General features: G+C 40.2%; 14 protein-coding genes. 3 read left to right on the top strand and 11 right to left on the bottom strand.

What is annotated here, in order from left to right:
* Positions 1 to 188: 188 nt before the first annotated feature.
* From ACP2AF_RS15595 to ACP2AF_RS15565, 7 genes are all read right to left on the bottom strand, one after another.
* Positions 189 to 1,121, bottom strand: a complete 933-nt coding sequence (locus ACP2AF_RS15595; RefSeq protein ID WP_425237077.1) for a hypothetical protein — start codon at positions 1,119 to 1,121, stop codon at positions 189 to 191.
* A 347-nt stretch (positions 1,122 to 1,468) separates the two neighbouring features.
* Positions 1,469 to 2,038: a 2'-5' RNA ligase family protein gene (locus ACP2AF_RS15590; RefSeq protein WP_425237076.1), complete on the bottom strand. Its 570-nt coding sequence runs from the start codon at positions 2,036 to 2,038 to the stop codon at positions 1,469 to 1,471.
* A 275-nt stretch (positions 2,039 to 2,313) separates the two neighbouring features.
* Positions 2,314 to 4,002: a leucine-rich repeat domain-containing protein gene (locus tag ACP2AF_RS15585; RefSeq protein ID WP_425237075.1), complete on the bottom strand. Its 1,689-nt coding sequence runs from the start codon at positions 4,000 to 4,002 to the stop codon at positions 2,314 to 2,316.
* 255 nt (positions 4,003 to 4,257) lie between these two features.
* A complete protein-coding gene (locus ACP2AF_RS15580; protein ID WP_425237074.1) occupies positions 4,258 to 5,835 on the bottom strand; it encodes a metallophosphoesterase in 1,578 nt (525 codons plus the stop codon).
* Positions 5,836 to 5,958: 123 nt separating this feature from the next.
* Positions 5,959 to 6,834 carry an ACP S-malonyltransferase gene (fabD, locus tag ACP2AF_RS15575; RefSeq protein WP_425237073.1) on the bottom strand — a complete coding sequence of 292 codons (876 nt, stop codon included), beginning with the start codon at positions 6,832 to 6,834 and terminating at the stop codon, positions 5,959 to 5,961.
* A gap of 543 nt (positions 6,835 to 7,377) precedes the next feature.
* Positions 7,378 to 8,241, bottom strand: coding sequence for a TSUP family transporter (locus ACP2AF_RS15570; protein WP_425237072.1), 864 nt, complete (start codon positions 8,239 to 8,241; stop codon positions 7,378 to 7,380).
* A 76-nt stretch (positions 8,242 to 8,317) separates the two neighbouring features.
* Positions 8,318 to 9,907: an L-serine ammonia-lyase, iron-sulfur-dependent, subunit alpha gene (locus ACP2AF_RS15565; RefSeq protein ID WP_425237071.1), complete on the bottom strand. Its 1,590-nt coding sequence runs from the start codon at positions 9,905 to 9,907 to the stop codon at positions 8,318 to 8,320.
* Between the two features lie 101 nt (positions 9,908 to 10,008).
* Here ACP2AF_RS15565 and ACP2AF_RS15560 point away from each other — a divergent pair, with 101 nt between their 5' ends.
* From ACP2AF_RS15560 to ACP2AF_RS15550, 3 genes are all read left to right on the top strand, one after another.
* Entirely contained in the window at positions 10,009 to 11,091 is a 1,083-nt protein-coding gene (locus tag ACP2AF_RS15560; RefSeq protein WP_425237070.1) for an adenylate/guanylate cyclase domain-containing protein, read from the top strand.
* A gap of 512 nt (positions 11,092 to 11,603) precedes the next feature.
* The gene (locus ACP2AF_RS15555; protein ID WP_425237069.1) at positions 11,604 to 12,428 is read left to right on the top strand and encodes a hypothetical protein; all 825 of its coding nucleotides are present in this window, start codon (positions 11,604 to 11,606) and stop codon (positions 12,426 to 12,428) included.
* The gene (locus ACP2AF_RS15550; RefSeq protein ID WP_425237068.1) at positions 12,425 to 13,951 is read left to right on the top strand and encodes a hypothetical protein; all 1,527 of its coding nucleotides are present in this window, start codon (positions 12,425 to 12,427) and stop codon (positions 13,949 to 13,951) included. The genes ACP2AF_RS15555 and ACP2AF_RS15550 overlap by 4 nt, the downstream gene beginning before the upstream one ends.
* A gap of 214 nt (positions 13,952 to 14,165) precedes the next feature.
* On the opposite strand, the gene ACP2AF_RS15545 is transcribed toward ACP2AF_RS15550, so the two are convergent.
* The 4 genes from ACP2AF_RS15545 to ACP2AF_RS15530 all read right to left on the bottom strand — a co-directional run bounded on the left by ACP2AF_RS15545 (position 14,166) and on the right by ACP2AF_RS15530 (position 17,988).
* Entirely contained in the window at positions 14,166 to 15,023 is an 858-nt protein-coding gene (locus ACP2AF_RS15545; RefSeq protein WP_425237067.1) for a phosphatidylserine decarboxylase, read from the bottom strand.
* Between the two features lie 459 nt (positions 15,024 to 15,482).
* On the bottom strand, positions 15,483 to 16,223 hold the full coding sequence (locus ACP2AF_RS15540) for a LytR/AlgR family response regulator transcription factor (RefSeq protein WP_425237066.1): 741 nt from the start codon (positions 16,221 to 16,223) through the stop codon (positions 15,483 to 15,485).
* Complete coding sequence (locus ACP2AF_RS15535; RefSeq protein WP_425237065.1) at positions 16,213 to 17,301, bottom strand: sensor histidine kinase; 1,089 nt, start codon at positions 17,299 to 17,301, stop codon at positions 16,213 to 16,215. The genes ACP2AF_RS15540 and ACP2AF_RS15535 overlap by 11 nt, the downstream gene beginning before the upstream one ends.
* Positions 17,302 to 17,526: 225 nt before the next feature.
* Positions 17,527 to 17,988, bottom strand: a complete 462-nt coding sequence (locus ACP2AF_RS15530) for a cold-shock protein (RefSeq protein WP_425237064.1) — start codon at positions 17,986 to 17,988, stop codon at positions 17,527 to 17,529.
* Between the last annotated feature and the right edge of the window lie 110 nt (positions 17,989 to 18,098).

Below are 18,098 nucleotides of genomic sequence, written 5' to 3'. Positions count from 1 at the left end.
CTTCATTAAATAGACTCATTTTTTAGACTTTTGCAACGTTACGTTTGTGATCAATACATTGATTGGTTAAACGTGTACTACTGGCAAAAGTTTAAGTAGCCTATGCATTGAGCCAGAGTAAGCTAAAATTGTTGAGGATACCCCTTACCGAAAGACTTTGTATATTAAAAAATCAGATAATACGGCCCCTAATCCTCTAGGGTACGTTGTGCATCCTCCAAGTTTTCCAGGGCCTCCTCTAGTTTATCCAAAGCTCTTTTCTTAATACGACGCTCCCTCCGTTTTTGGCTACGTTCTTCCCTAAGCTCAGCCTTGTCCTCATCGTCCTCCTCTTCTTCAATATCCTCGTCCAAATCTTCGATATCCTCATCCAGATCCTCAATATCGTCCTTTAAATCGTCCATGGCGTCCTTAACATCATCGATGGCTTCTTCAATATCATCCTTATCCCCTCCAAAAAGGGCTTCCCTTATCGTTTTGAACAAATCCCTAAAACAGGCGAATAGTTCTTTAAGCAGTTCAATGGCTTCGTGTGCGAGCCCTGCTCCCTGTTGTAGTGTTTCCCCGGTATCGACCACACGTTGCAAGTGGGAATCACCGATACGTTGCGAAGCACCGCTAGAAAATAAATAGGCCCGCTCGGCCTCAACGGGCATAATCATATTAAAACTTGTCAATTTGGTGGTTTCCAGTGCGGGATCGGAGTTAAAATTGAAACCAATGGCACGGATTGGTATGGCACTAAAGTCTCGATTCTTAAGTCCATGTTTTGCTCCGTACAACAATAAGAACACCATGTCTTCCTCGGGTCCCCGTACAGGGGAATTTGCCAACCTTCTTTGAAATTCTGAAGAATTGCAGGGTATTGAACCATTTAGCTTTTTTAAAAACCCCTTAATAAGTTTAATATCCATAAGCTCCGGAAGAGCTGCTCTTACCGCCCTTTTGGTCAGGGCCTGTAATTTTTCCGTAGAAATCGGTCGATCTGCAAAAAGCTCGTGCTGTAAGCTCAGCTCATTTGAAGCATGTTTATGGACACTTTGGACGAATTTTTTCGTCAAAGCATCAAATTCCGGAGAGATGCTGGTTTTGAACAAGTTTTCTTTTTTTTCTGAGGACATGATGTCTGTTTTAAAGGTTTATAAGGACAATGTTAAAATACAGCTTATGGCCAAGGACACGATATATATACATTGCGAAACCCACCACCCTGTGCCAGGTACCGTTATAATGTTTACCCCTATGGCAAACTATGCGCATAGCAATACGCAGGAATTTTGTTTTGGGGAAGTAAAACGTAGGAAGTCAATGTCTTGGCGTACTTAAATATAGAAAATAGTATCTAGAATCACCCATAGAAAAACCTTAGAATTTCTGAGGTTTTTCTTGAAACCCCGAATATTCTATCCATTCCCATACGTTTTGGAACAAATGCCTAGTAATGACGAAATATGGCGAGTTTTACCAATTAGGAGAATTGAATTTCATGTTGCCTCTCCCACGTTTTGTATTTTGATCGTGAAACCAGAGTGAGATGCTGTACCTCAATTTGCCTTGAATACCCCCTGTTCTGAAAATGGTGTAGACTTTGATAGAGCATTTTCTTTCCCCTGGTCTTGGAAATGGTCATATGTGGGTTTTCCGAAATAGCGAATGATTTCGCTCTTCCTTTTAAGTGTTTCTCATACAAAACTTGGAGGTCTCCATGTAGTGTAGTCAATGCATTTTTCTTTGAAATTTTTAGATACAATGTTTTGGAATTTTCAAAAACGTCGAATCCATCTATATGTAATTTAAAAGTTTCCCGTTGAGACAATTGGTCGAAAACCTGTATGAGCAGGTCTTGGTATTTTGAATTCATTTTAAAGCTCGCTATCGTAATGTGGGGTTTGGATCTAGATAGGGGTTGCTTTCCAAAGGTGAATTCAAATTGTTTTTTAAGCGCTATGACATTTTCAAAAATAAGGTCTTGAGGTACAATCCTGAGATTGTAATACTTTATTTTGGAGGTAAAGATGGGTAATCGTAATTGCTTCATGGTATGGAAATGTAGTACCTGTACTTCGATCCTAACCGCTCAAATTAAATGTAACAGAACATCCTCAAAAAAACTGGCCCAAAGCGATTTTGAAATGTTGTATGCCTAAGACCGACTTTTAGGAATTGGGTCTTTATAAATATAGCAAACTTGACCTTACTATAAAACTATAGAATATTATGTTACTAATGATGAAAACTAAGTCGCAATGCAATAGTAAAGGTAACTGGGCAAAATGATAGTGAACCGAAATGGCCTAGGCATTCTGGTCTACCTTAGTTATTATTGAAAAACCAGCCATACGTTTCCTCCAGTTCAATTACTCTATCGGTAGTAGTTGAATTAATTTCATCAAATCCCGGATTATTTTTGAAGTTCATATATCCATTGATGATGGAATTTAGAACAGCCTGTTCGTATACTTGCATTATTATTAGGTCCAATTGAGTGCTGCTAAATTGATTCCCACCTATTTGAAGATCAAAAACCATTGGGTTATTGACCAAATCCAAATTGCTTAAATTATTGTTTTCAATAATTAAGCGCTCCACGTTTGGATTATTGGATAAATCAATATCGTTTAGTGAATTATCATCGATATATAAGTCTCTTAAATTCAGATTCTTGGAAAGATCAATTGTAGTGATTTGATTACCGTATAGGTCTATACGTTTCAGGTTGATGTTCTTTGAAAGATCAATCCCCGTTAGTTCATTCCTTCCAATATTTATTTCTTCTAAACTATTATTGTTTGAAACATCCAAACTGAGTAATGAATTATCACTTAAATCCAAACCGGTCAGTTCCAAATTGTTGGCTAAGTTCAAACTGGTCAATTGATTCTCCCTAACCAATAATTTTTCCAACGTAGAATTGTTGGAAACATTCAAATCTGAAATTTGATTTCCCGTGACATTCAAAAATTCCAAATTTGAATTTTGAGAAACATTAAGATCCGTTAACTGATTATATCTCAACCGTGCGGTAATCAGTTTTGGATTGTTGGTAAGGTCAAGGCTCATAATTTGGTTGTATCCTAATGATAAGGTTTCCAATGCCAAATTTTTTGAAGTATCCAGCATTGAAAGCCTTCCATAATAGATATGGCATTTTTTTAACAGTGCCAGGTCACCTATTTCGACTGAAACGATGTTGCTTTGTAGTGGGTTTCCTACCTCATTGTCGCTATAAAAACTAAAATCTTCGATAACCCCAATGGGCCCACTGATGTTTACTGTATAAACATTTTCTTGGGAATAAGTATGTGTTAATTCATTTTCCTCCTCAATATCACTTTTGGTGGACAAATACTCTTCAACGGCACCATCTCCCCAATCAACTTCATAACTTGATGCTGTAATTGATTTCAAGACAAGGGTCTTGGTAGTAATTGATGTAGGTTCGTCAATGGTCAAACTGAAGAAATCCGTAGACTTTGGAAAGGTCAAACTTAATGATGTATATCCGAAATCGACAGGTTTAAAACCTTCGGCATCAATATTATCTGTAGTGGTAATACTGGACTTGTCCGTTTCTACCTTAATACTAAATGGAAGTGTTTTTTCGGTAAGTGGCGATAAAGCCGAATTTGTTTTCGGCACTATGGAAATGACGGCGTTGTCAACATCGGTAACTATAAATTCCATGAGGTTGTAGGTTCCTGCGTCTAACTCAATTTCATCCGTTATGTATTTTTCACCTACTTTTTGTACTGCAATTTTTTCTTGGGTAAGAATTGTACTCCCATTATTATCAGCGATAGTGATGAGCGCGAAAGCGGGAACAGGAATCATAGGGCTTTCCTTTAACGATGTGTCGGGCACTATGTCCTTAAAATCAATACTAAATGCGTGTTTTCCCTTTTCTTCGAATGGATTACCTCCTGATATATCTGAATCATCGGTATCGGAAGAACATGAAATGAAAATTACAGAAAAAAGTAGTAGGTAGAATGTTTTTTTCATGGAACGACTTGTTATATTAAATCTATCATTTCTTAATAAAGAAATGAATGTGTTAAGGTTTTATTAGCCTAAATGGGATATTTTTTACTTGCCTTAAAGCGTTACTATTTTTCAACACAAAAGTATAACGCAGTACAAAATAGTATAGTACGTGTAGGGCAAAAAATGACACTTGGAACGATTCCGTAAAGAACTTGGACAAGCCAATTACTGCTGAAATTGAGGCCTAAACCTAAGCAGTGTAGAAGTGAAGGTTCAATCCTCTTTTCGAATCTCTTCCAAAATAGTTCCATTGTTATCGATGAGGAGCTGTAGTTCTTCATCTCCCTTCTTCATTGTGACTTGGTAACGAAAAAGGCCGTTTTCCTGGGTATAGACCACGCCATCGTACTCGAATTTCTTGTATCGTTTCTCTAACATGTTCTTCATAGTGTCCGGCAGTGTGTCCTTATAGGGAATGGTGTTGTTGAACCGCCTTACGGCAATGGCCTCTTGTTTTCGTTCCACGAACTTGTTCGGTCCCTTTCCGATCTTTAGCAGATCAAAGGCGTCATAAAGCTCACCAATAGCCGTATAGGATTCGAACGACAGCTTGTCATCTTCAATGGTAATTACCTGAAAAAGTTGGGTATTTTCTGCAGCCCTATCCCGTTCCGCTTCCCAGCCTTCCCATGCATTGGGACGCAGCCCGTACATCTTTCCGCCACTCACGGATACCACGTAGACGGTGCCCGTCCGGTCCCGTAGATTGACCCCATCCAAGGTATTCTCCCCGGGAGAAACCCTACCCCTGGCATAGCTATGGTCGTGCCCTTGAAGTACGAGATCTACATTATACTTGTCAAAAATCGGCTTCCAAAGTTCCCGCAACTCCTCATTATCGCGGTTGGAAGATGCCGAGAACAGCGGATGGTGGAAGGTAATCACTTTCCATTTCTGGGTTGTATTAGATAGTAGTTCCTCCACCCAAACTGCCTGTTTTTCATGTTCCACATTGGTATTGAGGCCTATGATTCGAGTATCCTGATAATCCATATAATACGCGGTCTCTTTCAATCCCTCCGGACCATTTTCCGGAAGTGTGAACTGGTAATTCCATTGTGCTGAAAGGCTCCTCGTTCCTTTTTTCACGTCCTCCTCGTTCAGGGGCCTATACTCATGGTTTCCGGGTACGGGAAAAGAAGGAAGGGAACTGTGTATCCAACCGCCAGCATCGAACCACTCTTGCCACTCTTGCTCACGATGGGCATTGTTCACCAAATCCCCTGCATGGATTATAAAACTGGCATTGGGGGCTTTTTTATAACCTTCTCTAATTAGTCTTGACCAAAGTTCGAGGATGAAATTTTGGGTATCCCCTACATAGAGGAATGAAAAGGGCTCTGTTGGGGACCTGCTGGCAGTCCTAAACTGTATCCATTCGCTCCATCGTTTTCCATCACCGACGCGATAGGCATAAACCGTATCCGGTATCAGTTCTGAAAAAGTAGTTGAATGGTACTTGGATATAAATCCGGCGCTGGGTATCTTGGATCCGTCAAAAGTAGTGGTCACTGCTTTTAAGGTTCTTGCATTGCGCCAAAACTTAGGGGCGCCGGTAGCCACGGCAATCTCGGCGAAGGCCGTTTTAATTTCAGGGACCGTGCGCCAGGTTACACTGGCCGAAGTTGCGGGATCCTGACCAAGGTTTAGCACAATCCTATCCGGATACTTGGAAGGTTTGCTCCATGCCATATCAAATTCAGGGGCCTTATACACCTTAGGTTCTTGGGCCAAGATCGGGTTTATGAATATACCCAATAGAAATGAAGCCAAAAAGTAGATTCTCTTCATACGTTTTTTAATTAGGTGAAATCCCTACCATTTTTAGATGGTATAAGGCTGTAGTACCTTTTTGCTACAAATTAGAGGAAAAATTCCATCAAGGTAAAAATAGTCAGAAAAGTGTTTATTCGTTTACGATATTCCGCAAACCTCTACATTTTTGTCGATTTGACGAACGAGTCCTCTTAGAAAATTTCCAGGACCAACTTCCGTGAATTCAATTGCTCCATCTTCTATCATATGTAGGATGGTATGTCGCCACATGACAGGGTGTGTCAATTGATCGATTAAATTTTTTTTAATCAGCGCGATGCTATCGCTTGGACGACCCACAATATTCTGATAAATGGGGCAAATGGGCTTTTTAAATTCAGTTTCCTCCACAGCTGAGCTAAATTCTTCCACTATGGGTTCCATAAAGGGAGAGTGAAATGCACCACTTACCGGTAAATCTACCACTCCCCTGGCTCCTGGCCTTAATTTATCACAAGCCTCTTTAAGTGCTTTCTTTTCGCCTGAGATGACTACTTGATAAAGTGCATTATAATTGGCAGGTACGACTATGCCATCCACATGTTTGCAAATATCCTTGACGATAACATCAAATAGCCCCACCACAACGGCCATGCCCGTATTTTCAATTTCACAAACTTTTTGCATGGCCAACGCACGTCTGGAAATGAGTTTCAAGGCCGATTCAAAATCTAAAGATTCAACGGCTGCCAAGGCGGATATCTCACCCAAGGAATGCCCAGCAACCATATCTGGATTAAAATCTTTGCCCATGGTTTTTGCTCGAATAAAAGAATGTAAAAAAATTGCGGGCTGGGCATACTTTGTCTGTTTCAAATCTTTGGAAGATCCATCGAACATTACATCGGTAATTGAAAATCCTAAGATAGCATTGGCCCTTTTGAAATAGTCTTGGGCCAATTTGGATTTTTCAAACATATTTTTTCCCATACCGGGAAATTGAGCACCTTGACCAGGAAATAGGTATGCATGCATAGATACAATAGATTGTTAGTAATTCTATCTGACCTAATAAAGAATCGATATTAAAATAAACACTTTATTTGCTATCAAACCAACAGTATGCCCATCAAGGACTTATAAAATCGGTAAAGTACACTTCGCTGATATATTTAAAATTCCATTTCTTTTAAAACCTCATGATTTAGGGCAACATTTTACCTCTTAGGATAACAACATCCATATTGATAGAACTTTTTAGGGCTATCGAATCTTTAACTCAAGTAATGAATCCAACCTGGACAGCATGCTATTACCCAGTTTTAGTGTCCTCCGCTAAGCATAGTAAAGTATTGATCGTATGGCAAAGCTGATTAATACAAAAACAGTCTCAAACGATTAACCAATCATCATGTTAGTATTAAATTCCATTTACCATTGAAACCACGTTCCTTGAAAAATCGAAACGTTTACTTTTCCTACGGATTCCCAAACTGAAAGACTGGTTTTTGATTCTAATTTTTGGATTTTAATGAAGGTAAACTTTACTAAAAAATAACACTTTTGTGCCTATGGGAATTAAGGTTGTTTTTTAGTAAATCCCTCATATAACATCACTCCCGAAGTGTACAATATAACCCCAATTACGACCCATCTCAACATATCCAGTGGCAACGACTTTATAATAAAAGCGGCAATACATACGGCCACAACCCCGGGAACCGCCATGGCGATGGCCGCCTTTCGGTTATAGGCTTTTTCTCGGATAAATCGCACCGAAGCCGGAGGCATAAGGAATGCACAAGAACCCATCATAATCGGAAAAGCCACTTTGGGGGACATGCCCAAGGCGAAGACCAAGGCCATACAGGGGGCATATAACCCAATGCCGGCGGTCATCAAAGCGCCCAAACCAAAGTTGGCTACCACGGCAATAGCAAGTTTTCCTTTTTGGAGTCCTATGGCCTCTCCCCCGCCTTGTATCCATTCCATATGGGTGGCCAACATAAAAAATGCCGTTACCAATAAAGCAAAGCCCATGACCAACCGAATCTTTTTTTCGGACAATTTGGCCACTATCCCTGCGCCCAAAACGGCCCCTAAAGCAGCTGAGATGAACATCAAAACCAATGTTATGGGCTCTACTTCTATAATGGTAATAAAAATCAAGGCTTGTAGAAGCACAGGAAGCGTGTTCGCCACATTCATCGTTCCCGGAATCTGTTTGTCCTTGGTCTGTTTGGTAAACTTTAGAAGGGCCGTCTGTGGAGCAAATGCACCAATGCCAAGTACATCAAAAAAGTTGACGACAAAGCCAATGATCGATGTTTTTAACCAACTGCTGTTTTCCAGTGTGTTTCTATGTGCTAGGAAGTCCCTTGTTAAAACGACAGCGAACCAGACCGCTAGACCGGCCAGTGAAACCCAAATTATTGTAATCATATCTATTTTCTGAGAAATATGGAGCTTGAAACCGACCAACGTATTTAGGGAATTCTGTCAAAATGACTTCGCCGACCTAGCAAACCTTAAAAAAAGTCTTGCTTTTATTTATCTCTCCCTTGGCCAGTTTAGCCTCTATTTCCTTTGCGGTCTTTGTAATGGCAAGACCTCCCAGACCCGTGCAACGATGGGTATTGGGCAATGCGTCACCTACGCGTTTCATGGTCTCCACTACTTCATCCAGGGGAATCAGATGATCATAGTCGGACAGGGCCATATTTGCGCAGGAGATGGCATTTGTGGCTGCCATTACATTTCTGTTCAGACAAGGAGCCTCGACGCGGTCGGCAATCATATCGCATATCATACCTAAACTGGATTGCAATGCCATCGATGCCGCCGAAAGCGATTGGTTCAACGTACCTTTTTTTAATCCCACAATCGCTGCCGCTGCCATACCTGATCCTGATCCACATTCGGCCATACATCCTCCTACCTCGGCTGCAAAGGTCGCATGTGCCGCAATGAAGACCCCTATAATTCCGGCCGCCAACATCGCCTTTACCATTTCATCTTCTGAAAGCTCCAATGTTCTGCCAACGCCGATAACCGCTCCGGGCAAAGCACCACACGATCCTGCCGTAGGTGCTGCTACTACGACCCCCATGGAACTTTTGACCTCCATCATTACGGAAGTGTACAAAATCACTTGGTTCAGAATATCCCCCTCCACGAGCTTTTTGTCCTTTATCCGTTCCTGATACGCCAAAGACTGCGGGCCCAAAATACGATCGGCATATTTTGTTCCCTTTAATCCAATGTCTATGGCGTTTTGCATGATTCCCAATATGGAACTCATTTTCTCAAATACTTCCTCTTTGGAGATATTCCCCCTTATGCTTTCATAGGCTACTGCCAACTCCCACAATACAAGGTTTTTATCCGCGTTATATTCCAGCATCTCGTTACAAGTGATAAAGGGTACCGTAAGATTTTTACGTGCCATTATGGGAAGTACGGGATGAATTTTCTTAATGCAAAGGACCTGGTCCATTTCTAGAAGCGCTGCTTCCAGTTCAGCGGGAATGAATCGGTTTGATTTTATTTCGAAGAAATAGGAAACTCCTTCGCGTATAGCGATTTCATCATAAGAGAAGGATCGTTCAATATGTTCAACAAGATTGGTAGGAGATTTAACATAGACCAAGGTTTGATAAAAGTCACCCGCCATCGACACTTTGGCCCCATCGATTTCAACAACCTCGATCATGCCTCCTCCGGTTGAAATGGCCGTTACCGTTCTAGTTTCCACGTTGTTTTTCAGGGTAATCTTGTAGGTGTTGGGATGTGTTGCCCCTATGGGGTGAATATCTATTTTAATTTGAATGCCCGCTTCCTCAATGGCCTTGAGATAGTCCGGTAGACGCTCCTCGTCCGCTTCCCATCCTAGGAACCCTCCAAATAATCCCATGTCCGATCCCTGGCCCTTATGGGTCGTAGCCAAGGAACCATTGGGGTCAAATTCAATACAGACTTCCTTGATATGGCCATCCATTAAATCGCGACACATTCGGCCAATGCGAAGAGAGGCGGCGCAATGTGAGCTTGATGGCCCCCGCATTACCGGTCCGATTACATCATTGAATATGCTGGGATATCCTCTCATCCTGAGCACTACATTTTAATTTTGAAAACATCAAGATTTCATAAAGATAAAACATCTTAGATCTAAATCCTCTATCTTGACCCTACTTTAAAGTGGAAGGGATGAACAAAGCAATACGACTGTTTTTGAACTACTTATGGCAATCCATACTCTTCTGGACTTTTGCTATGGTGCTCTGGGGACTGTTTCGGTTTTATGGTCTTGGATCGGAAGAAGGCATTACTATTAGCGAGGGCTTTCGCGAAGGTCTGAAAATGAAGAACATACTTCCATTATTTGCACTTGCCGGGTTTCTAATGGGAATTTTCTACGCTACAATGGAGTTTGCTTTTGAAAAGTATAATTCCAAAAGGCGCTCCATAGGGTTAACGATTATTATAAAGACACTTATTTATTTGTTCTTAATCATACTAATTGCCACTTCTATGATCGAATTGGGAACAAATCTGTTTGGTCTCAAGAAAAATAACGACATAGGTTGGTGGCGCCATGACAAGGGTTTTTGGATAACGGTGTTGTACTTTTTGCTTACTTCCCTAATCTTTTCTTTCATTAGGATTGCCAATGAAAAATTTGGAAAAGGCGTATTTCTAAAAATGTTATTGGGGAGGTACAAAAAACCTCGGGAAGAAAAGCGCATTTTTATGTTTCTCGATTTGAAATCCTCTACTACTATTGCCGAAGCCCTGGGGCATTTTAAATACAGCCAACTTATTCAGGATTGTTTTTATGACTTGAACGATATTGTTCCGAAATATGCCGCTGAAATCTATCAATATGTAGGAGATGAGGCAGTACTTAGTTGGCCCTACAGTAGAGGGTTGGCCAATACGAATTGTGTGGCTTTATTCTTTGCATTTCAGAATGTTCTAAAGTCACGGAATTCCTATTATATGGATAAATACGGCTTGGTTCCCGAATTTAAGGCGGGTCTCCATGGTGGAAAGTTAATGGTTGCCGAAGTAGGGGTCGTAAAAAAGGAATTGGCCTTTCATGGCGATGTAATCAATACCTCCGCAAGAATACAAGCAGAATGTAACAAACATAATGTTACCGTTTTGATATCTGAAGAGCTAAAGGAAAATTTGCCGGTAGACTCAAGGTATGCTACGAAGTCCATAGGAAATCTACTTTTAAAAGGGAAAAAGAAAGAGCTGAATGTTTTTACCATTCTCCAAGGTTGATTTTATGATAAGAAGAATTATCTAATCAATTTTGATATCACTTGGCAAAAGAAGATTCACAAAAATTTGCGGGTTCAATTCGCCTCCTTTGAAAACTCGTAGCCAGTGAAAGTCTATATACTTAAAACTTTCTGCCAGATAGTATCCAACCATTATAAAGGTCAGTTCGAAAATCGGACTTCTATTTCTATATAGTCCGCAACACCGTTTTTGTTTCTCCTGTCGCTTATAGCCAAATAGCTACGTTTTTAAAATTAATCGGCTATTGTCTTTACAATTTAAATAATTGTTATTCAATTATTTGAGGCTGTTTATCTAGATTATGAAATGAACTCATGGACCTAAGCCTCAACCTCCTCTTTCAGTAATTCTACCTTATGGGTCAACTACCTGTAAATTATGACCATACATACGGAATACAAGTATGGACGTACAATTAAAGTAGGAATAAACATATATTAAAATAGCTTTGAATAACATTATAAACGGAATATTAATTAAAAGTAAAGATTATGGCAATAGCGCTAGAAATCCGAGATGGATCCCCCCATTGGTACCTCAGTCCCGATGTTTGGATCGTAAAGCAACCGACAGACGAGTTCGAAAGTACTCCGATAGCCGGTGAACCATGTTATCTAAAGGCAAAAGTCAGAAATGGCGGTAGTACTTCAGTTAGCAATGCCACCGTTAAATTTTATTGGGCCAATCCAGCGGTTGGCTTTAATAGGGATACGGCCAATTATATTGGGCAATCCTTTGTTAGCCTAGACCCAGATCAGGTACAGGATGTACTATGTTTAGTGCCTTGGGTTCCTGAATACCTCAATGGCGGACATGAATGTATCCTTGCAGAAGCTTACCACCAGAACGACCCCTTAACTAGCTTAATTGATTTCAATGTTCCTACGGATAGGCATGTAGCACAGAGAAACCTATCTGTCCAAATGGCTGAAAATGGTATGTTTCACATGAATTTTGAGATTCATAATGCTTTTAGAATTGTCCAGAAATTCGATATCAGGGCAGAACAAATTTCCGTAAAGGATATTTCCGATTTCAATCAGGTTAAGGAACTTTTAAAAGGGAGGAAAGAAGGGAAAATTAATAGTATAGGATTTTCAGAATCTTTCTGTCCCGATCAAATGCCCGATCATTGTGATAATGGCGACCTTATTAGAAAAGGCATTTCCATTGAGGGCCATCGTACCGCAAGAATGGCCATTAATGGAGAAATATCCGGAGATTTTGCTCTGGTTAGGATTACTCAACTTATAGATGGCAAGATTACAGGCGGATTGGCCACATTGATTATTAACGACAAAAAAGAAAAAGCATGATACCCGTTGAAATAAATAATAGACCTTTTGCGACCGATCTTTTGACCGGATTAATGGTTCCAGATGGAATTTTTGAATCTAGCATAGGGCAAATGATGCTCAATGCCCATTTTACCAATTCGTCCTCATCCAATTTAAACAGTGTTAGAATTTATGTTGAAACTGCTTCGCATCCAAATATTGCCATAACGCCGGTTACTCATTCCGTTGGTTCATTTGGCGGTGGAGCGAGCATTCTAAAGAGCTGGGACTTAAACATAGCAAATGTTCCTGCCGGTACATATTATGTTAGCTTTATCGTGGAAAACTCTTCTGAAAGTCATCGGATAATCAAAAAAATATTCATTACCAACACATCCTTTGACTCCATAAACAAAGTTTTTACCACACAAACTCCGGAAGGAAGCTATACGATAAGATATCGTGAAATTACAGAACCTATAAGTACCAAATGCTGTAAGGATAAAAAGAGCCCATCTAAAATGAAAGATTTGGGAGATGCCTTGGAAAACTTAGGGTATACCTTTACAATTGGTGAAAGGATGGTTGAATTGTGCCCAATTTCATTTTTGCCTCTGGAATATGAAACGGGATGGACACCAAACCCGGTGTACCTGGGCCAACATAGTGACCTTCCTTTTCAAGACCCGTGGTGGAAGGTGCTCATAGCTATTGCCGCTTTTCTTTTATTGGTTGCGGCCGCTATTGTGGAGGCTACTTCCGGTTCAGGCTCGGTATCAGGAACTTTGGGCTGTACCACCACGCCTTCCGGCGTTTGTGCTTCAGGTTCCGGATCAAGTCCAATTGCAGCGGGATTAGTTGCGGCGGCAGCCGTAGTGGCCGGCATAGCGGCATATTCGGATGAGCGGGATCTACACCGGATAGGCCAGGACAAGACCCCGCCAAAAAATGGTGAAATGACCCATTCGGAATCCTTGAATGCAAGCTTTAAATATATAGATCCCATTGAGTTCGGAAAACCTTTTAAAGTTGGGGTCGATTGGGAGTATCTGCGTACGGTAAAGGATGTTAACGGAATTGAAAAAACATATAGCTATTCCGATACTACCGTAAATGAGAACGTTCATTTACTGTCTAGATATGAAATTAACGCTCCCGATATTGTTAGAATCTACAAAAAGCAACCATTTTTAATAAAAGCTTCTTTCTTTGATCAGAATGATACTTTGCTTAAAGGATCTCAATTGTTCGTCAAATGTTTTCTTATTCAAGAAGAGACTAATAGGCAAATCGATTTTATATTGGAAGACAATGGTGAAAGAGCTGATAATTCAGGAAATGACGGCGTTTATACCGGTCTTAGGTATTTTAGTAAAAATGAAAGTGGAAGATGGAAGTATCTGGTGATTGCCCAAGATGTTAACTATGCCAAAGAAGGTATTGAACCGGAAGAGGCTGCACAAATAATAGGTGGAATGGTATTAACAAACCAGCTATCCATTAGTTTTGATGGTGGTTCGTGTCCCTTGGTTCCAGATGGGGATGTTGAAGTTATCGCATAGTGCTTAACAAAAAAGGCCTTCTCCTCTATGGGAAGGCCTTTTTTTTGCCAAAATACATGAGCATTCAGGTAATTCATTTGATGGCGTCTTTATTTGGTTTTAAAATCACATACTATTCTTATCACCCAATATAGCAACCAAATTGTTTTGGGTAAGGCGCTACATAACTATATGAGTAGAGCTTAACATAGCCTACGATCTTAACTAACTATGTCTAATACGTAGCGCCCACCCGAACAAAACTATTTTTTGAGTGGTATTTTGGTACCTCGGGAGCGGCCATACAACAGGTAGACCCTAAATAAAATAAGGCAATCTCCTCTAGTTTTTCAACGGTCGACCCTACGCTTATTTTTTTAGGAAGCGCAATAGTGCCCACTGCTGGACCACCTACTATGGATAGGTACCATGTACGTCCCCAGATATCCACAACATCTATGTTATACCGTTCGTTGCGTAATGCTGGCAAAGAGGGATTTTGCTTATAAATCCAAGGCCTAAGTACCACAAGATCACCCGGAACATGCTGAATTCGGCTTACTGTACCTGATATCGGAGCATGGATACGGTGATAGTTCTTATTATGCAAAAATACATTTGTAAAGTAATAGTCCTTTGGGATGGTACCTGCACCAACCTGGAAAATTGCTTCGATATGGCGTTTGTCTCCCTTTACATTGGAGATTGTAGTATCCGCTACAGATCCCGTATCACAAAGCAAGCCTTCACAAGGCCAAACATGAGCACTTTGATTTTTAGGGAGTTCTTTGAATTCCCTGGTGAAAAAATCCTGAAAATTGGCAAACTCCTTTTTCCCATTGGGAGGTTTAAACTTTTGCAGATAGTTCTTATCGGTATAGTTGACTCTTAGATACGGCCCTATTATTTTTTTGGAATAGGATTTGGTATATAGGGACGAGTACCATGCGGATATGCCACGTTGCAGATTACTGGGTAAACTTCCCCAAAGTTGAACGGAAAGGAATTGATAAATGGCAGCTCTCCACCGTGGTACCTTAAAAACTGTGAAATGAATATCGGATTCCGATGTAGAGTAGAAAACAGAAGACATACGTTTCTTTTATTTAAATGGCAAGTGCCCAACTATCCAGTTTTCCCTCCTCAAGGTCCAAATAGTATGGACACTTTGCCAAATCTGTAATAGATATCCCAATACCTGTTTTCTGATATTGGGATTAGTTCTCTTTGGAAGTCTTTAAAAACCTGATGAAAGCTCCATAAAAAAGACTGTCCGCTTTTTGATAACAATTCAAAGTAATGCACCCTAAAATCTTTTATCAAGACATTTTTGTGAATGACCCGTTTCACTTAGGATATGACTTTTAAGGGTCGATTGATGACGAAAACAGGTCTAAAAGTGCTGTTCAGGGGCGTGAAAAGTCACTGACCTCCCATTTAAGGAATGATTAACAGAAAACCACATGAAATACCATTCCTAAGACGGGAAGTGTGGCCATATTCCTGAAACGAAAATCTAATTTGTAGATTGAAAAAAACTAATAAAGGGAGCCTATTGGCGCAAGGCTTCCAACGCTTGGGAGCGGTAATTTCTTCCAATGGGAAGTTCACGGCCCTTTACTTCCACCATAATGTTGTTATAAGCGGTTATATGTGAGAGGGAAATGATGAAAGAGCGATGGATCCGGATGAATTGTTGTTTGGGCAGTTTCTCGGCCAAGTAACTGATACGTTGGGTGGTTATGACTTCCCTATCCGTTAGGTGAATAATCACCTTGTCGTTTAGGCTCTCCAAATAATGGATACAGGCCAAATCCAATTTAACCACTTTACGATCTGCCTTAATATAGAGAAACTCTTGCTCTAAAGTAGTAGTTCCTTCCCTCTTTGCCGTTTCGGATTCCCCGCCATTAAGTTCTATCTGCTGCCCCTGGAGATACTTGTTCACCTTTGAAATCGTCTTTAAAAAACGAGTCAAGGAAATTGGTTTTAGGAGGTAATCTATAGCATCCAGTTCAAACGCCTTTACAGCAAAATCTCTGTAGGCAGTAGTGAAGACGATCAGTGGCGGATTCTTTATTGATTCGATCAGTTCCAACCCGTTCAATTTAGGCATCTTGATGTCCAAGAAAACCAACTGTATATGCCCTTGCTGAATATGCTCAAAGGCCTCCAGGGCATTACTACAGCTTGCAACCACTTCCAATTGATCAATCTGCTTGGCATACTTTACCAATACATCTCTGGCCAGGGGCTCATCATCTACAATGATACACTTGATCTTATTGGACATTTTCTTCTTGTGTTAGGTCGGAGATGTCGCTCAAATCAATATTCAATTTTACCAAAAAACTATCTTCCTCCTCCAAAATCTTTAGTTCATACTTGTCCGGGAAAAATAACTCCAATCGCCTTTTCACATTGGTAAGTCCTATGTTCTTGTCCGTATCCAATCCTTCTTTGGAAAGCTCGGAACTTTTGCTGTTTTCCACCATAAATACCAGATTATCCTGGATCAACTTAAGGTCTATGTTGATCCAGGCATCATTGATTTCATTGTCCGCTCCATGTTTAAATGCATTTTCCACAAAAGGTAACAACAACAAAGGAGGAATAAGTGTTTCAGTATTATCAATGGATTCTGAAACGTTTATACTTAAACCTTCTTCATACCGTATGCGCTCCAAGGCCACCAAGTTCATCAATTGCTCCCACTCCCTTCCAATAGAGATAAAACGCTCGTTACATTCGTACAGCATATAATCCAAAAACTTGGACAGCCCCAAGACCACATTAGGGGTTTTTTTGGATTGGGATAGCGATAGTGAATAAATACTGTTCAAGGTATTGAATAAAAAATGGGGATGAATCTGTGCCTTAAGAAATTTAAGTTCCGTGGCCACCTTCTCTTTTTCCAGTTCTTTATTGATCTTATCCTTCTGATAATAAAATAACTGTAATTTAATGGCCATGGCTACAAATACCGGGGTATATACGGCAACAAGGGAGTTAAGCAACTTGGGTAGATATAACATGGGTGTCTTCCAGTATTCCTTTTCCGGACTATACCAGCGATAGAGATAGGTCCATATCATATAGCGATCTATCACTCCCATGGCCAAAGCCAAAAGTATGGATAGGACTATATACTGGGCGGTTTTCTTTGGGTAAAGAAACTTGGGCATTAAATAGTAGAGGGTGATGTAGGTAGGAATCATTTTCCATGGCAAAAGAAACAGCAATTGTTGGAATTGTTCCCAATATTCATCATCATAGCTCCCCCACATTAAGGTATACAGCGCTACATAGGACATCCAAAAAAGGACATGGTAGTATACCCTGTTTTTACGATTTGAAATCTTGTCGATCATTCGTAGCGATTTGCCAGCAATTCTTGGTGAAATTACTAATTACCGCTTAGCTAATAAAATAACGAAACCAAACGACATGCTTTTGACCGCTAAAGTCCATTTTGTCCCTGTAAACGTTTTTTAAATTAAAAGCAGCGTTGTGGAACAGCTGTTTGATATCATACTCTTAAAAAATCAAGGTATTGAAGCATGATACAACTTATGAAGTAAATAGAGTAATCCGCGTTATTTTTGTAAAGTAACTTTCACGGCATTCATGCCTTTCATTCCCTTTTCCAGTTCGAAGGTAACTTTGTCGTTTTCCACAATTTCATCGATTAAACCGCTGACATGTGTGAAGTATTTCTCCTGGTTTTCGGCATCGATGATAAATCCAAAACCCTTTGAAGAATCAAAAAAAGAAACGGTTCCCTTTCTAACCGGGTCAAATGCTTCTTTATCGCTTTCCAAAGTCTTTGGAATACCGATTACTATGTTCTCGGCCTCTATTTCAATTTTTTGTGAGGGATCTGGCGGGGTATCCGTTAAATTGCCATTATAGTCCACATAGGCAAATTCAATTCCCTTTTTTCCATTCAATTTTGCCTCGGCCCTGCGAGCTTCCATTTTTTTTCGCTTCTCCTCACGCTTTTTTAAACGTTTTTTTTCCTTTTCACTTTTGTTAAATGTCTGCTGTGATTTTGCCATTCGTTTACTTAAAATGTATTGGTTAAAGGGATAACAACAACACAAAGATATCTTTTTACATTGGAACAATGCAAGAATAGGGGCTAACATTCCCAATTTCAAGGCTCAAA

Origin of the sequence: Ulvibacterium sp. (genome assembly GCF_965248315.1) — a bacterium.
Taxonomy (GTDB): Bacteria; Bacteroidota; Bacteroidia; order Flavobacteriales; family Flavobacteriaceae; genus Ulvibacterium.
This window is presented reverse-complemented; position numbering and strand designations above follow the sequence as displayed.

Excerpts from the sequence above, each read along its gene's own strand:
- ACP2AF_RS15595 (WP_425237077.1), bottom strand. The coding sequence starts at position 1,121 with ATGTCCTCAGAAAAAAAAGAAAACTTGTTCAAAACCAGCATCTCTCCG.
- ACP2AF_RS15590 (WP_425237076.1), bottom strand. The coding sequence starts at position 2,038 with ATGAAGCAATTACGATTACCCATCTTTACCTCCAAAATAAAGTATTAC.
- ACP2AF_RS15585 (WP_425237075.1), bottom strand. The coding sequence starts at position 4,002 with ATGAAAAAAACATTCTACCTACTACTTTTTTCTGTAATTTTCATTTCA.
- ACP2AF_RS15580 (WP_425237074.1), bottom strand. The coding sequence starts at position 5,835 with ATGAAGAGAATCTACTTTTTGGCTTCATTTCTATTGGGTATATTCATA.
- fabD (WP_425237073.1), bottom strand. The coding sequence starts at position 6,834 with ATGCATGCATACCTATTTCCTGGTCAAGGTGCTCAATTTCCCGGTATG.
- ACP2AF_RS15570 (WP_425237072.1), bottom strand. The coding sequence starts at position 8,241 with ATGATTACAATAATTTGGGTTTCACTGGCCGGTCTAGCGGTCTGGTTC.
- ACP2AF_RS15565 (WP_425237071.1), bottom strand. The coding sequence starts at position 9,907 with ATGAGAGGATATCCCAGCATATTCAATGATGTAATCGGACCGGTAATG.
- ACP2AF_RS15560 (WP_425237070.1), top strand. The coding sequence starts at position 10,009 with ATGAACAAAGCAATACGACTGTTTTTGAACTACTTATGGCAATCCATA.
- ACP2AF_RS15555 (WP_425237069.1), top strand. The coding sequence starts at position 11,604 with ATGGCAATAGCGCTAGAAATCCGAGATGGATCCCCCCATTGGTACCTC.
- ACP2AF_RS15550 (WP_425237068.1), top strand. The coding sequence starts at position 12,425 with ATGATACCCGTTGAAATAAATAATAGACCTTTTGCGACCGATCTTTTG.
- ACP2AF_RS15545 (WP_425237067.1), bottom strand. The coding sequence starts at position 15,023 with ATGTCTTCTGTTTTCTACTCTACATCGGAATCCGATATTCATTTCACA.
- ACP2AF_RS15540 (WP_425237066.1), bottom strand. The coding sequence starts at position 16,223 with ATGTCCAATAAGATCAAGTGTATCATTGTAGATGATGAGCCCCTGGCC.
- ACP2AF_RS15535 (WP_425237065.1), bottom strand. The coding sequence starts at position 17,301 with ATGATCGACAAGATTTCAAATCGTAAAAACAGGGTATACTACCATGTC.
- ACP2AF_RS15530 (WP_425237064.1), bottom strand. The coding sequence starts at position 17,988 with ATGGCAAAATCACAGCAGACATTTAACAAAAGTGAAAAGGAAAAAAAA.